This is a genomic window from Parerythrobacter lutipelagi, assembly GCF_005434975.1.
Taxonomy (GTDB): Bacteria; Pseudomonadota; Alphaproteobacteria; order Sphingomonadales; family Sphingomonadaceae; genus Parerythrobacter_A; species Parerythrobacter_A lutipelagi.
In genome coordinates, this window is record NZ_SKCJ01000001.1 from 894,085 (window position 1) to 908,828 (window position 14,744).

At 61.2% G+C, this 14,744-nt stretch carries 15 protein-coding genes and 1 pseudogene; 11 read left to right on the forward strand and 5 right to left on the reverse strand.

What is annotated here, in order from left to right; genetic code table 11:
• The 6 genes from E0502_RS04420 to bla are packed head-to-tail and all read left to right on the forward strand — an operon-like array spanning position 1 to position 5,657.
• Positions 1 to 957, forward strand: coding sequence for an AAA family ATPase (locus tag E0502_RS04420; protein ID WP_137677526.1), 957 nt, complete (start codon positions 1 to 3; stop codon positions 955 to 957).
• A 3-nt stretch (positions 958 to 960) separates the two neighbouring features.
• Entirely contained in the window at positions 961 to 2,295 is a 1,335-nt protein-coding gene (locus tag E0502_RS04425) for a DUF58 domain-containing protein (RefSeq protein ID WP_137676720.1), read from the forward strand.
• The gene (locus tag E0502_RS04430; RefSeq protein WP_240048862.1) at positions 2,292 to 3,380 is read left to right on the forward strand and encodes a stage II sporulation protein M; all 1,089 of its coding nucleotides are present in this window, start codon (positions 2,292 to 2,294) and stop codon (positions 3,378 to 3,380) included. The genes E0502_RS04425 and E0502_RS04430 overlap by 4 nt, the downstream gene beginning before the upstream one ends.
• Positions 3,377 to 4,291, forward strand: a complete 915-nt coding sequence (locus E0502_RS04435) for an RDD family protein (RefSeq protein ID WP_137676721.1) — start codon at positions 3,377 to 3,379, stop codon at positions 4,289 to 4,291. Before E0502_RS04430 ends, E0502_RS04435 begins: the two co-directional genes overlap by 4 nt.
• Before the next feature lie 2 nt (positions 4,292 to 4,293).
• The gene (locus E0502_RS04440; protein ID WP_137677528.1) at positions 4,294 to 4,755 is read left to right on the forward strand and encodes a GNAT family N-acetyltransferase; all 462 of its coding nucleotides are present in this window, start codon (positions 4,294 to 4,296) and stop codon (positions 4,753 to 4,755) included.
• Entirely contained in the window at positions 4,752 to 5,657 is a 906-nt protein-coding gene (gene bla / locus E0502_RS04445; protein ID WP_137676722.1) for a class A beta-lactamase, read from the forward strand. The genes E0502_RS04440 and bla overlap by 4 nt, the downstream gene beginning before the upstream one ends.
• Before the next feature lie 92 nt (positions 5,658 to 5,749).
• On the opposite strand, the gene E0502_RS04450 is transcribed toward bla, so the two are convergent.
• Entirely contained in the window at positions 5,750 to 6,199 is a 450-nt protein-coding gene (locus tag E0502_RS04450; RefSeq protein ID WP_137676723.1) for a hypothetical protein, read from the reverse strand.
• Between the two features lie 167 nt (positions 6,200 to 6,366).
• Positions 6,367 to 7,446, reverse strand: a complete 1,080-nt coding sequence (locus E0502_RS04455; RefSeq protein ID WP_137676724.1) for an isoaspartyl peptidase/L-asparaginase family protein — start codon at positions 7,444 to 7,446, stop codon at positions 6,367 to 6,369.
• Between the two features lie 144 nt (positions 7,447 to 7,590).
• Here E0502_RS04455 and E0502_RS04460 point away from each other — a divergent pair, with 144 nt between their 5' ends.
• From E0502_RS04460 to E0502_RS04475, 4 genes are all read left to right on the forward strand, one after another.
• The gene (locus E0502_RS04460; protein ID WP_137676725.1) at positions 7,591 to 8,826 is read left to right on the forward strand and encodes a mechanosensitive ion channel; all 1,236 of its coding nucleotides are present in this window, start codon (positions 7,591 to 7,593) and stop codon (positions 8,824 to 8,826) included.
• A gap of 41 nt (positions 8,827 to 8,867) precedes the next feature.
• The gene (locus tag E0502_RS04465; RefSeq protein WP_137676726.1) at positions 8,868 to 9,383 is read left to right on the forward strand and encodes a GNAT family N-acetyltransferase; all 516 of its coding nucleotides are present in this window, start codon (positions 8,868 to 8,870) and stop codon (positions 9,381 to 9,383) included.
• A gap of 10 nt (positions 9,384 to 9,393) precedes the next feature.
• Positions 9,394 to 10,359: an SDR family NAD(P)-dependent oxidoreductase gene (locus E0502_RS04470; protein ID WP_137676727.1), complete on the forward strand. Its 966-nt coding sequence runs from the start codon at positions 9,394 to 9,396 to the stop codon at positions 10,357 to 10,359.
• A 105-nt stretch (positions 10,360 to 10,464) separates the two neighbouring features.
• On the forward strand, positions 10,465 to 12,243 hold the full coding sequence (locus tag E0502_RS04475) for a DUF885 domain-containing protein (protein ID WP_137676728.1): 1,779 nt from the start codon (positions 10,465 to 10,467) through the stop codon (positions 12,241 to 12,243).
• Here E0502_RS04475 and E0502_RS04480 read toward each other — a convergent pair.
• The 3 genes and pseudogenes from E0502_RS04480 to bufA2 all read right to left on the reverse strand — a co-directional run bounded on the left by E0502_RS04480 (position 12,218) and on the right by bufA2 (position 14,224).
• Complete coding sequence (locus E0502_RS04480) at positions 12,218 to 13,018, reverse strand: HvfC/BufC N-terminal domain-containing protein (RefSeq protein ID WP_137676729.1); 801 nt, start codon at positions 13,016 to 13,018, stop codon at positions 12,218 to 12,220. The genes E0502_RS04475 and E0502_RS04480 overlap by 26 nt on opposite strands.
• Positions 13,015 to 13,852, reverse strand: a pseudogene (gene bufB, locus E0502_RS04485) (MNIO family bufferin maturase). Before bufB ends, E0502_RS04480 begins: the two are co-directional and overlap by 4 nt.
• 93 nt (positions 13,853 to 13,945) lie before the next feature.
• Positions 13,946 to 14,224, reverse strand: coding sequence for a BufA2 family periplasmic bufferin-type metallophore (gene bufA2, locus E0502_RS04490; protein ID WP_137676730.1), 279 nt, complete (start codon positions 14,222 to 14,224; stop codon positions 13,946 to 13,948).
• 218 nt (positions 14,225 to 14,442) lie between these two features.
• Here bufA2 and E0502_RS04495 point away from each other — a divergent pair, with 218 nt between their 5' ends.
• Positions 14,443 to 14,727 carry a BufA1 family periplasmic bufferin-type metallophore gene (locus tag E0502_RS04495; RefSeq protein ID WP_137676731.1) on the forward strand — a complete coding sequence of 95 codons (285 nt, stop codon included), beginning with the start codon at positions 14,443 to 14,445 and terminating at the stop codon, positions 14,725 to 14,727.
• The last annotated feature ends 17 nt before the right edge of the window (positions 14,728 to 14,744 follow it).

Here is a 14,744-nt window from a genome sequence, read left to right on the forward strand (position 1 = left end):
ATGACACTCGACGACGTAAGGACGCTCGCCGGCTCTATTCGCGAAGAGGTCGCCAAGGCCATCGTGGGACAGGACGATACTGTCGAGCACCTGCTAGTCGCCTTGATAAGCCAGGGTCATGTGCTGCTCGAAGGGCCGCCGGGGACAGCAAAGACCTTTCTTGCGCAATGCTTCGCGGCGTCACTCGGGCTCGATTTCGGCCGCATCCAGTTCACTCCGGACCTGTTGCCGGGCGATATCGTCGGGTCGAACCTGTTCAATTTCCAGACCAGCCAGTTCACGCTGACGCGCGGTCCGATCTTCTGCGAATTGCTGCTGGCTGACGAAATCAACCGCACCCCGCCCAAAACGCAGGCTGCGTTGCTCGAAGCGATGCAGGAACGGCGCGTCACGCTGGATGGCGAAACCCACTCGCTACCTGAACGCTTCATGGTGGTCGCTACGCAGAATCCGATCGAGAACCAGGGCGTCTACCCGCTGCCTGAAGCGCAGCTCGACCGGTTCCTGTTCAAATTGCTGGTGTCTTATCCCAGCGCGGAAGAAGAAGCCCGGATCGTGACCCGGTTCGGTGAACGGCAAGGCCCGCAGCGCCCCGCCGATTTCGGCATCGGCGCAGTGACCGAAGCAGCCAAGCTGGCGGAGGCCAGCGCAGCCATTTCCGCCGTCACGGTGGCGGACGATATTACGCAATATGTGGTCCGGCTGATCCGCGCGACACGTGAAAATGCAGAGATTTCCAGCGGCGCCAGCCCGCGCGCCGCCGTGCTGCTTGCCAATGCTGCGCGCGCGCGTGCTGCATTGCAGGGCCGCGACTATGTTATTCCGGACGATGTGAAGGCGCTTTCCACCGCTGTCCTGCGCCACCGGCTCATGCTCAGTCCGGCGGCTGAGATCGAAGGCCGCGAAATAGAAGCGCTGGTATCCGAAATGGTCGAAAGCACGGAGGCCCCGCGCTAGATCGTGCGCTTCTCCTTTCCCATTCTCCCGACAGCCCGCGCAGCCTGGCTGATCGCGCTGGCAGCGCCAGCGGCGATCGTGGTTGCGGCTGCAGCACCGGGAGCATGGGTGCTTGCGCCTGCTGCGGGCGCGGCCTTGCTGGTCGTGATTCTTCTCGACGGATTGCTGGCCGGACGGTTGGCCGACTGGCGTTTTCATGCGCCGACCGACACGGAAGTCGGCGCGCCGATGGACATTACCATCATCGCCGAATTTGCCGGACGGGCGGCCTTTTCACGCCCGCGAGTTGCGCTCGAACTCGATCCGCGTCTCGAAGAGAGCGGGCGCAGCGAAACCCGCCTCTCACGCGACGCGGAGACCGCAAGCTGGCAAGGCACAGCAGTGATGACCCCCAACCGCCGCGGCCCTGCCCCGGTCGAGCGGATGTGGATGCAATGGTCGGGGCCGCTTGGCCTCGGTGCACGGCAAGTGCGGCACGATCTCGACCACACAGTGCGTATCTGGCCCGACCTTTCTCCGGTCCGTTCGCCAGAGTTGCAGAACTACATGCGGGACGCACAATTCGGCCTGATCGCGCGGCGTATTCGCGGCGAAGGCACTCAGTTCGAAGCCTTGAGCGAATACGAGCCGGGCATGGATCGTCGGCGGATCGACTGGAAAGCGAGCGCGCGCCACACGAAGCTCTACGCCCGCGAGAATGAAAGCGAGCGCAACAACCAGATCGTGTTCGCATTCGACTGCGGTCAGGCAATGTGCGAACCGGTTGAGGGGCTGCCGCGGATCGACCGCGCCGTCAGCGCCGCGCTCACCGCTTCCTACGTCGCGCTGAAGGGCGGCGACCGGGTGTCCTTGTTCGGCTTCGCCCAGCGACCCGAAGTGATGACGCCGTTCGTCGCAGATGCACGGCTGTTCCACCGCCTGCAATCGGCGGCGGGCGAGCTGGAATACCATCCGGAAGAACCCAATTTCACCCTGGCGCTGGCAACCTTGACCGGGCGGCTGCAGCGCCGCTCGCTGGTCGTACTGTTCACTGACTTTACCGACCCAACCGGCGCGGAAATCATGATCGAAAGCGTCGGCCGGCTGGTCGAGAAGCATCTCGTACTGTTCGTTACCATCGAAGACGCGGAACTGGCTGAGCTGGCCGATACGGAGCCGGATACGCTGGACAATCTGGCGGTAGCCGTCACGGCTGACACGCTCGGCCGGCAGCGGGCGCTGGTGCTTGAACGGCTGCGCCACATGGGTGTGGACATCATTGAGGCGCCCTGGGAGCAGATCGGGTACCGGCTGATCGACTCCTATCTCGACATCAAACGATCAGGGGCGATCGGATGAGCACAGCCACAATGACAGCGACCGCCATTCCCGCGAGCAAAGGCGATATTCGCAACGAGATCGAAGCGCCCTCGCTGATCGAAGCCGCCGCGCTGCGGTCCGACAAGTTCCGGCTCGAGCGTGAAGACGAGTGGAAACGGCTCGAAATCATCCTCGGCTTGATGGAAAAGGGGCGGATCAAGCGGCTGTCAGACGACGATGTTCTCGCGCTGCCTGCCCTGTACCGGATGGCGGCATCGAGCCTCGCTGTCGCGCGCGAGACATCGCTCGACGCATCGACGATTGCTTACCTTGAATCGCTCGTACAGCGTGCATGGTTTCAGGTTTACGGCCCGCGCGAGGGATTTTTCCGCTGGTTCCGCAAATTCCTCAGCGGCGGGCTCAGCCAGTCAGTGCGCGATATCTGGCTCGACATCTGCATTGCGCTAGCGGTGATGGTCGCCGGAACGATTGTCGGCTGGCTACTGGTCGCGCGCGATCAGGAATGGTTCTACATTCTGGTGCCCGCACAATTCGCCGATGTTCGCCAGCCGGGGGCCAGCCGCGAAGTTCTGCTCGATACGCTCAAGGTGGAAAACGATGCGAGCGGCATGTCCGCTTTCGCGGCGCAATTGTTCACCAACAATTCGAGCGTGTGCATCCTCGCATTTGCGCTGGGCTTTGCGTTCGGCGTGCCGTCACTGCTGTTGCTGGTCCAGAACCTGGCCATACTTGGCGCTTTCATGTGGCTGTATGACAGTCAGGGCCTGTTGCCGGAATTTGGCGCATGGCTCGCTGTCCACGGCACGACAGAGCTGTTTGCCATCATGCTGTCGAGTGCCGCTGGCATTCATATCGGCCGCAAGATGGCTTTCCCCGGTCGCCGCAGCATCCTGACCGCTGCGTCCGACGCCGGGAAGCGCGGGGCACAGGTGATGGTCGGCGTGGTCCTGATGCTGGTTTTCGCGGCTTTGCTCGAAGCTTTCCCGCGCCAGCTTGCCGAAACGGAAACGCGCGGCCTGATCGGGGCATTCATGCTGATCTTCTGGCTGACCTATTTCTTCGCTTTCGGGCGAGGTCGTGAGCGCGAGGAGCTGGAGGCATGAGCGGTGCGGTAGCCCCCCATCTGGCCCACCGCGCCAAGCGGATGCGGCAAATGGTCACACCCGAGGGCGTCGCGCTTCCGCTGACAGTCGGTGCCCGCAGCGCACGCGCCGGGGCACTGATCCTGGACTATGTCATCCTGCTGACCATCACCATCGCGACTGCGATTTTCCTGTCTTATGTGTTCGACGGGATCACCTCAGAGCAGGATGGAGAGGAAATTTCCGGCGCACGCGAATTCGTCATTATCGTGTTTTCACTGTTCTGGTTCATCGCGTGGAACGGATATTTCATGGTGATGGAGATGGGGCCGCGCGGGGCTACGCTGGGCAAGCGCGCGGTCGGTCTGCGCGTAGCCAGCCGCGATGGCGGACGGCTGACGCCGGAAGCGGTGATTGCGCGCAATCTGCTGCGGGATATCGAGCTTTTCCTCCCGCTGATCCTGATCCTTATCGCACCGAGCGGGGAAACCGGGCTTGCCGGATGGGGCGCGCTGCTGTGGTTCCTGACCTTCATGCTTTTCCCGTTCTTCAACAAGGACGCGATGCGCGCGGGCGATGTAGTGGCGGGCACATGGGTGGTCGAAGCGCCCAAGGCCAAGCTCGACCATGCAATCTCGACCGGAGGTGCCGCGGCCAAAGGGACCAGTTCACTCACCGGCGCGGAATACAAGTTCGGCGAAGACGAATTGTCGATCTATGGCGAGTATGAATTGCAGACGCTTGAACGCGTGCTGCGTGACGACCGGCCCGAAGCGCTCCATGCCGTAGCCGAAGTCATCTGCCGCAAGATCGGATGGAACCCGGGCGCAGGAGACGAACGCGCTTTCCTCGAAGCGTTCTATTCACAGCTCCGCGCACGGCTTGAAGGCGACATGCGTTTCGGCAAACGCAAAGCGGACAAATACGCGTGACCATGCCCTATGTCATCCGGCAAGACGATCTGACGGGTGACGCGGTTATCGCCCTGCTGGCAATGCATCTGGACGAAATGCATCGCTGGTCCCCCGCCTGCAAGATCCACGCGATGCCGGCCGAACGGCTGCGCGAATCCGACGTCACTTTCTATGCGGCGTGGGATTGCGAAGAATTGGCTGCCGTTGGGGCGCTTAAACATCTCGGAGAAACACGCGGCGAACTGAAATCGATGCGCGCCGCACCGGAATACCGCGGCAAGGGTGCAGGCGAAGCGATCCTGATTGCACTGCTCGGTGAAGCAAAGCGGCGCGGATACACATGGATCGGCCTCGAAACGGGACGACCGGAACCATTTCGTCCGGCGCAACGCCTGTATCAAAAGCACGGATTTGCCGAATGCGAACCGTTCGGCGATTATGTTTCCGACGAATTCAGTCTGTGCATGGAGAAGCCGCTATGAAACTGGATCGCCGTTCGCTGATGACCGGTGGGCTGGCGTTGGGTGCCAGCGCGTGTGTGCCTCCGGGGCCGGGCATGGTCGGCAGGCTGAACTCGCGTTTGCGCCTGATCGAAGCGAGTGCAAACGGGTCTCTAGGCGCTTCGATCTATGACCCGGGGACCGGGACGCATGTGTCGCACAACGGCTTTGCGCGCTTTCCGCATTGCTCTTCATTCAAGCTCTCGCTGGCCGCTCTTGTCCTTAAATCGGGGCACGATGGGGTGCTCGATATCGATGAGCGGATTGGTTGGGACAAGGACGCCTTGCTGGGTCATTCACCGTTCACGACCGAACGGCTGAGCGAAGGTGCGACCTTGATGGAACTGGCCGCAGCCACGCAGATCGTGAGCGACAACACTGCCGCCAATCTGTTGCTCTCGCGGGTCGGCGGGCCCGAGGGCCTGACGGCATTCTGGCGTGCCATCGGTGACGAGAAAAGCCGCCTGGACCGCTATGAGCCCGATCTCAACCATGTACCGATCGGCGAGCTCTTCGATACAACCACGCCCGATGCAATGTCCCGAACAGTATCGCGGCTGCTGCGTGAAGATGTGATCGATAGCGGGAGCCGGTCCAATTTGCGCGGCTGGATGATCGATACTCGGACCGGGCTCGACCGCGTTCGCGCGGGACTGCCAGAGGGCTGGATTGCCGGCGACAAAACCGGCACTTCGTTGTGGCCCGGAATGCGCAGTGTTTATGTCGATATCGGTTTCGTCGAGCCGCCGGTTCGTGGGCCGCTGACCTACGCGGTCTATTTCCGGGCCAACGAACAACATCTCAAAGCGCAGCCTGCCGCACTGGCGGTCTTCGCCGAGGTTGGCCGGGTCATCACCCGGATCGTGGCAGGCGAAGCCGCCTAGGCGACAGCGCGCTGTTCTTCACATTTGGCTCCACATCAAAATGGAGGGAGGCCGGATGCTGACCGGCCTCTCCTCGTTCAGACCAGAAAGTGTCAGTCCCGCCAGACCAGACGTTTAATCAGAACTTCGGAACCCACCTTGCGGTACTGCGCACGATTGCCGCTTTCCTCGTTCAACTGGGCAATTGACTGAGCCATGTATTCGCGCATTTCGCGGCCGCGTGTTTCCCATGTCTCGTCATCCGTCCAGTCGTTGTAACGGACAACTAGCCAAAGGTTGGGCTCGTTCTCGCGTGGATAGGTGTTGGACCAGATCTCGTAGCTTTCAATCCAGCCTTTTTCGACTTGGAAATCCAGCCTCTTGCGCCATTCCGTGGCCAGCCATTGGGCATATCTGAGTCCACCGCCGTCTTCGATCGAAATACCGGTCACATCGATCCACTCGGCACCCTTGAGCGGATATTGGTCCTGCGCGAACGCTGCACTCGGTGCGGCAAACGCGAGCGTCGATGCGGCGAGTGCCGCAAGCATCAGTTTTTTCATTATAGTCCTCCTCAATCAGCGACCCTCGTGCCGGGCGCAAGTGCGCCAGCACCTTGGTGTCGGGACGGAAGGCGGCCCATTTTGTTGTAAGTCTTTCCCCCTAGACGATGCGCAAGCTGCGCCTGCATCAGGCAGGAGTCAACGGAACTAAGCTTTTGCGCAGTTTATCAATCGCTTGCAAAGATCGCCACTTCGTTGAGGCCGTCGCTATTTGCGCGGCCGCGATACATGCCCGGCGTGTTGAAGCTGAAAATCGCCTCTCCCTCCGGTGTGACGACGATCACACCGCCATCGCCGCCCAACTCGGCGACTTCAGCCATCACCGCATCGGCAACATCGCTTACAATCGCGCCGGTCAGCGCCACCCGTCCGCCGGGCGCGGTTTCGATTTGATCGCCGGTTTCATCCGGCCCCGTATCGCTCGGAAGTGTCCGGCTGGAGAACCGCAAGCGCGTGCAGATTTCCTGCGCCACCCCAACTCGGATGAAATATTCACCCGCCCCGGTCGCAGAGATCGCGCAACTGCGGTTGTCGGCGTAGGTCCCGGCACCGATCACCGGGGCATCTCCGATCCGGCCCCAGCGTTTGCCGGTCAGCCCGCCGGTCGATGTGCCTGCAGCGAGATTGCCATGCTGTTCGAGTGCCACCGCACCAACCGTGCCGTATTTGTAATCGACATCGAGCGCCGAGAGTTCGTTCGTCTTGAGCCGTTCCAGCGCTTCCTTGCGGCGCTGGGTTTCAAACCAGCCGGGCTCGGTGATCTCGATCCCCTTGTCCTGCGCAAACCGCTCTGCCCCCTCGCCGCTCAGAAATACATGGCGTCCGTCGTCCTTGACGGCTTCAGCAAGCAGAATGGGATTCTTCACCGTACGCACTCCGGTAACCGCACCGGCTGAGCGGTCGCGACCATCCATGATCGCCGCGTCGAGCTCGTTCACGCCGTCCCAGGTGAAAACCGCGCCGCGGCCGGCATTGAACTTGGGATCGTCTTCCATCGGCACAATCGCCGCCTTGACCGCGTCCATGGCCGATCCGCCGCTGCGCAGCACCTGAGACCCGGCGTCGAGCGCCGCCTGCAGCGCCGCCTCGTAGTCAGCCTGCTGCTCCGGCGTCATGGTCTCTCGCAGAATGACCCCGGCACCGCCGTGAATCGCGATCGACCAGCGCTGCTCCTCCGCCGGATCATGCGCGTGGGCCGGAGCCGTTGCCGCAAGCAAACACGCGGAGAGCAGGAGAAATCTGGGCATGGTCGACGGTATCCTTTGCGTATTCCGGCAGCATCCCTTGCCGGGTTGGCATTTGCAATGGCTTGTAAAAACACCGGTTGACGTTTGGGATGCAGTCTCCGGTGTGTTACAGTTGACTCAATAACAGAAAAACAGGGGCAAGATATGCGTTTAGGCAATTACCGTTTCGATCCAGATGTCGCGATGAGGCTGGGCGAGAAAGCCCTGATGGTTCTCGGCATCCTGCTCGTCACTTGGATTCTGGCAAGAGCATCCAAGTGGGCCACGGCCAAGCTGGTGGACAATGTCGCTCTGCTGCAACGGGGCACCGGCAGCGGCATGTCGGTGGGCGAATCCGTTGGCAAGATTGTCAGCCTGCTAATCTGGCTCTTCGGCTTGCTCGCGGTTCTCACGGTCCTGGGTCTGGGCGGGGTCATGGAACCGATCGAGACCCTGCTCAACAGCATCATGGGTTTTGTTCCAAATCTTATTGGCGCGGGCCTGATCTTCTTTATCGGTTTGCTAGTTGCGCGGATCGTCAAAGACCTTGTCGTGACTGTGCTCAAGACTGTCGATCTCGACAAATGGGCCAATCGCGGCGGTGTCGATACTGTCACCGGCAACAGCGCGATCAGCAATACGATCGGCACAATCATTTACGTGTTGATTATCATCCCGGTCGCGATCGCTGCACTGGAACAGCTCAATATCGAGAGCATTTCCGGTCCGGCGAGCGCAATGCTGGAGATGATTTTCGCCGCAGTTCCGAACATCATCGCAGCGGCGATCCTGCTCGGTATTGGCTTCCTGATCAGCCGTTTCGTGGTCGAAATACTAAAGGAACTGCTGGTTGGCCTTGGCGTCGACCGGTCGCTCGGCGAAGCGGGCATCCTGCCTGAAAACACCGCCGCATCAAGCGTGATAGCGCGCATTGTTCAGGTTGCGATTATCCTGTTCTTCGCCATCGCGGCGACGCGGCTGCTCGGGTTCCCGGAACTCACCGGCATCCTCAACGAAATCCTTGAACTGGGTGGACGTGTCGTATTCGGCGCGGTCGTTATCGGGGTCGGTTTCCTGATCGCCGGCTTGCTGGCGAAGCTGGTATCCGGTGCGGATGAAAACTCCATGGCTGGCACGATCATCCGCTGGGCAACCATTGTGATCTTCACCTTCATGGGCCTGAGCTATACCGGCGTGGGCGAGATCATCACGGAAACCGCCTTCACCGCGATCGTGGTCGGCATGGCTGTTGCCGGGGCGCTGGCCTTCGGGTTGGGCGGCCGCGAATGGGCCAGCCGCAAGCTCGAAGAGTGGGACGGCAGTTCCGCCAAGGGCGCCGCACCCAAGCCGCGCAAGAGGAAAGCCGCAACCAGCGACGATCCGCTGCCACCGGGGGCGTGAGCCTTCCGCCAAAGGCAAAATGAACGTAGGGGCGCAGGATCATGATCTTGCGCCCCGCTTCTTTGGATGATGTCCCTGCCCTTGCAAAACTGGGTCGTGACAGCTTTTGCGCCAAGTTCGCGCATCTCTACAATTCGGCAGATCTCGCGGCCTTTCTGGGGGAGGTCTATTCCGAGCAAGCCGTCGCGGAAGAGATTGCCGGGATCGAATGCATTCACCGCCTCGCCTTCGATGCGGACGCTCTGACCGGTTTCTGCAAATTGCGCCAGCCGAGCTGGTACAAGGACGAGTCCGACGCCAGAAACCCCATTGCGCTGGGCCAGATGTACACCGATCCGCAGCGCACCGGGCGAGGGATCGGCGCCGCCTTGATGGAATGGGCGATTGCAGAGGCGCGGACCCGAGAGTGCGACGCGATTCAGCTATCGGTCTACTCGGAAAACGATGGCGCGCAGCGATTCTACCAGCGATACGGCTTTAGCAAGATCGCAGACACAACCTTTGAAGTGGGCGAACAGATCGACCACGAATTCCTGTATGAACTGCGGCTCGACTAGGAGAGTGACGATGAGCGATTTCGGTTTTGAGAGCACTGCAGATGATGTGCTGGCGGGCAAGGATCTGAGCGGGCGAACCGCCTTCATAACCGGCGGCTACTCGGGGCTCGGGCAGGAAACCGCTCGCGCGATGGCGGCCAAAGGCGCGCATATCATTATCGCTGGCCGTGACCTCTCCAAGGCAGAGGATGCGGCGAAAGCCATTCGAGACGAGGTCCCGAATGCACAGATCGACACGATCCGCTGCGATCTCGCTTCGCTGGAGAGCGTGCGTGCGTGCGGCACCGAAGCGCGCAAACGGTTCAGCAAGATCGACCTGCTGATCAACAATGCCGGCGTCATGGCCTGCCCCTATGGCGAGACCGCCGAAGGCTTCGAAATGCAATTCGGCACCAACCACCTCGGCCACTTCCTGCTGACGAAAGAACTGATGCCGCTGGTTGAGCAAGGTGACCATCCGCGGATCGTGAATCTGTCCAGCCGCGGCCACCACTTTGCGCCGGTCGATCTGGACGATCCGAATTTCGACCACCGTGAGTACGACAAATGGCAAAGCTACGGCCAGTCGAAAACCGCCAACATCCTGTTTAGTGTCGGATTGGAAGACCGCTTTGCTGACAAGGGTGTTCACGCCATCGCGCTGCATCCAGGCGGCATCATGACCAATCTCGGCCGGCACATGACTGAAGAAGACATGGCGTGGATGATGAAGCGGATCGAAGAGAACGCGAAAGAAAGCGGCGAGAAACCCCAGGGCTTCAAAACGATCCCGCAAGGCGCCGCCACCACCTGCTGGGCCGCGACTGCGGTCGCACTCGAAGGGACCGGCGGTGTCTATTGCGAAGACTGTCACGTAGCCGAGCTGGATGACGATGATCCGACCGGCGGCGTGCGCAGCTACGCGCTCGACAAGGACAATGCCGACCGGCTCTGGTCACTGTCGGAGAAACTCGTGGGTGAAGCCTTTACCGCCTGATCGCGACGCCCTTCATCCATCACAGACGCGTGTCGGTCGGTTCCTGCCTTGCGCCCACTTCCGACCTGGGCCACCCTGATCCAATAGATTTCGGGAGGAATACGCATGAGAACTTTCGCTGCCGCCATCGCGCTGGCCGTCGCGCCGCTTGCCGCAACAACGTCTGTTGCCGCACAGGATCAGACAGAACAGTCTTCCTCGCAGGACTGGGTAGAGACCAGCAATCGCTACACTCAGCAGGTGATCGACATGCAGGCGCAATTCTTCCCGACCGGCGCCTCTTCGGCCGGCTATGATGAATATGACGGCCTGGTCAACGACATGTCGCTCGACCGCGACCAGCGCTACGTCGCAGCCGCGCAAGCGCTGATTGCAGGGTTCGAAACCGCGCTGGCGACCGAAGACAATGCCTATGTGAGGCAGGACCTGCAGATCCTGATCGACTCGCTCAAGATGGATGTCGAAGGTATCGAGCTCGGCAACCGGTACATGATCGAATACAGCGAAGTGCCGCAGGGCATGTTCGGCAATATCGGCCAGCTTCTGTCCGACCAGACGACTGAAAGCCGCCGCCCCAAGGCGCTCGAATTGCTGCAACGCTATACCGGGGAATGGCCCGGCACCGAGCCGATGACCGAGCTCGCCAAGGCCCGCTTTGCGGCAAGTCTTGGGGACGAGAAAATGGGGCCGTACCGGGTAGAGGTCGAAGAATCGATCGCCAAGATCCCCACCTTCGTCGCCGGGATTCGTGAGTTGTTCGAGAAGTACGAGATCGGCGGCGCGGAAGATTCGCTCGATGCGATGGAAACGCAGCTGACCAATTATGGCGAGTGGACCCGCGCAACCGTGCTGCCTGTCACGCGCGACGACCCGCGTATGCCGCCAGAGCTATACGCGCTGAGCCTGCGGCAGGTCGGGATCGACATGGATCCCTATGAATCGATGAGCCAGGCACGTCGCGGCTTCTATGAAATACGGGCGCAGATGGAAGCGCTCGCCCCGCAGATTGCTGCCAAATACGGCTGGGAAGAGACCGACTATGCATCGGTCATGGCCAGGCTAAAGGGGCAGTCGATCCCGAATGACGAGATCGAGGAATTCTATCGCGGCGTGAATGCCGAGCTTGAGGCCAAGATCCGCGAAAACGGGATCGTCAGCCTGCCTGACAGCGTGCTGCAGATGCGCGTCGCCTCAGTGGCTGAAAGCGCCGCTCAGCCGGCGCCGCATATGCGCCCGCCGCGGCTGATCGGCAACACCGGGGAACAGGGTACTTTCGTACTGACAGTCGGCAATCCAACCGCCTCGGCGGAAGACGCCTATGACGACTTCAATTTTCCCGCTGCGAGCTGGACGCTAAGCGCTCATGAAGCGCGTCCAGGCCACGAAATGCAATTTGCCGCGCTGGTCGAGCAGGGTGTCAGCCTGGCTCGGCTGCTTTACGCGTTCAACAGCGTGAATGTCGAAGGCTGGGCACTGTATGCCGAGGCCGAGATGATGCCGCATGAGCCGATCGAGGGTCAGTTCGTCGCGCAGCAGTTCCGCCTGCTCCGCGCCGCACGTGCCTATCTCGACCCAATGCTCAACCTCGGCCTGATCGAGCGGGAAGAAGCGGGCCGGATCCTGCGCGAAGAAGCGTTGTTCTCCCCCGGGATGGTGAAGCAGGAGCTCGACCGGTACCAGTTCCGCATGCCGGGTCAGGCAGGCAGTTATTACTACGGCTATCGCAAACTGATCGACCTGCGGATCGAGGCCGAAATAGCTTTGGGTGACAGGTTCGAGGAGAAAGCGTTCAACGATTTCCTCCTCAGCCAGGGAATCATCCCTCTGACTCTGATGGCCAAGGCCGTGCGCGAAGAATTCATTCCGTCGCAGTTGGCGGATTGATCGGGGTCGCGATCCCGCCGACCACACCATTGTGCAGCCAGCGACCAAGCATGGCGCCGGCCTGCACAATGGCGGTATCTTCGCCAAGCCGGTCAACCAGAAAGGCGCAGGCGTCGCCATAGTCGGCACCGGTCTGCAGGGCGTAGAGCGCCTCGCCTTCAACGTCATTGATCAACTGGAATACGGGTTTCATCCCCTCGCGCCAGACAAGCAGATGCATCGGCGCACCGAGGCGATTGGCTTCCGCTGGCGCTTCGCCATCCGGATCGATCGCACGCCACAATGCCGGGATATCATGCGTGACCGGCTTTGCCCGGGTCCCGGGCAGGAATGACAGCCGCATATTGCCCCAGTCATCTTGCGCGAAGGCCGCCGTCGCATCCGCAAATCCGGCAGCGTCGAGCGGCGCAGTGTCCGCCGCGACAAATGCCTCGTGCATCGCCCATTCTAGCCATGCCAGCTGAGCAACTTCCGGATCGTCTTTGAACAGTTCGCGCGCTGTGTCCGGGAACCCGTCACCCGCAGCGTCGAGCGTCCAGCTGCGCGGAGGATGGCTGATCAAATGGTGCGCTGCGGCCCGCTGAAACGCATCGTCCCCAACATAGGCCGCAGTCCGCTCGTAGGTCGAGCGCAGCGCCTCGACCAGCGAGGAGCGGTAGTTGTTGCGATAGATATCAAGCCCCGCCGCGTGGCGCTCGGACCATCCGGCAGGCAGCGCGCGGTCTTGATCGAGCACATGCGCCATGAATTCGGATTGTTGCCGGGCGAGGCTCATGCCGCGGCCATTTCGCGCGCGTTTCCTGCAATTTTGCGTGCCATATCGAGTTCCACCAGCAGCTCCGCCAAAGGGGGGAATGCCGTCATCGCGTTCGATCATCGTCGCCACCGGGCCGGTCAGCTCTATCGCCTCCCGGTAAAGCGCCCACACACCCTCACACACCGGCTGATCATGCGTGTCGATCTTGATCTTTCCGTCGGTATGTCCGGCAAGGTGGATCTGGCGGACGCGATCATGCGGCAAGGCGTGCAGATATTCGCGCGCATCGAATCCATGGTTGTGCGCGCTGACGTAGATATTGTTGACATCAAGCAGCAGGTAACACCCCGTCCGCCGCGCCATTTCAGCGATGAACGCCCACTCCGGCATCTCGTCCTCGGGGAAGGTGAGATAGCTCGACGGATTTTCGAACAGCATCGCGCGGCCGAGCGTTTCCTGGGCCCGGTGAATATTGTTGCACACCACCTGCAAAGCCTCTTGGGTGTAAGGCAGGGGCAGCAAGTCATGGCTGTTGTGGGCGCTGGTACGGGTCCAGCAAAGATGATCGGACACCCACAGCGGCTCGATCCGGTCGGCGAGTGACCTGAGTCGGCTGAGATACTCTTGGTCGAGGCCGTGGGCTGATCCTATCGACATGGATACACCGTGCAGGATTACCGGCAGTTTTTCCCGCACTTGCGTCAACACGCTTAGTGGGTTGCCGCCTTCGACCATGAAGTTTTCAGAAATGACTTCGACGAAATCGACCGGGACATCCCGGTCGAGAAAATCGCCATAATGGGTCCGGCGCAGGCCAAGCCCGAAGCCGCCGAATGGCGCAATTCCTGTCATGCCGAATCTCCTGAATCAGGGCTGATATACGGCCCGGCGTTCCTCTCGGAGGGGGGAGGGGTCGAGGAACGCCGGACCGTACAGAGCGGTCAATCAGCCGATGTCGGCGATCGTCCCGCCCTTGGTCAGGCATTCACCAGCCTTCATTGCCTTGAAGCCATGGCCCTTGCAGGCGTTCTGGCCCTTGCAGGCATTCTCTGTGGTCGCGCAGTCGGCATTGCCCGCACAATCATGCACGCCGTAACAATGGACGGTATCGTTGCCATTGATTGCGGCGCCCGAACTGCCCGCAGGCGCTTCGGCAGCAAAAGCCGCGGCCGAGCTGAGGGCGAAGGCTGCAGCAGCAGCGGCGAAAGCAGTGTTCTTGGTCATTATGTCTTCTCCACAAGAGGTGACGCATCAGGTATATCCGCGAGGGACAGACACCAATTCGCAGGCGGGGCGGGAAAGGTTACAAACCGGCGGTGAGAAACCATCGCGCAAAATTTTTTGCGCCCGGCGTAACCGAACGGCGAACCGGTCCGAATTCCCTGGCAGTTCCGCACCCCTTGCGGGACGCCCCTCGACAGGCTCACGCCAAGGAGTTGGACATGAACAAATCGAATATCGCCCGCATCGCCGGTTTTGCGCTGGCAGCCGGTATCACCACCGGCCTCACCATCACGCCGGCAACCGCGCAAAGCGGCGGCAAGGAAAAGTGCTACGGCGTCGCCAAGGCCGGCAAGAATGATTGTGCGGCCGGTCCGGGCACCAGCTGCGCCGGCACCTCTACCCGCGACTATCAGGGCAACGCCTGGAAACTGGTCGACAAGGGCAGCTGCACCAGCATCAAGACGCCCAAGGGCAATGGCTCGCTGAAACCGATCAAGCGCTGATCGCGCGGCAACAAGCG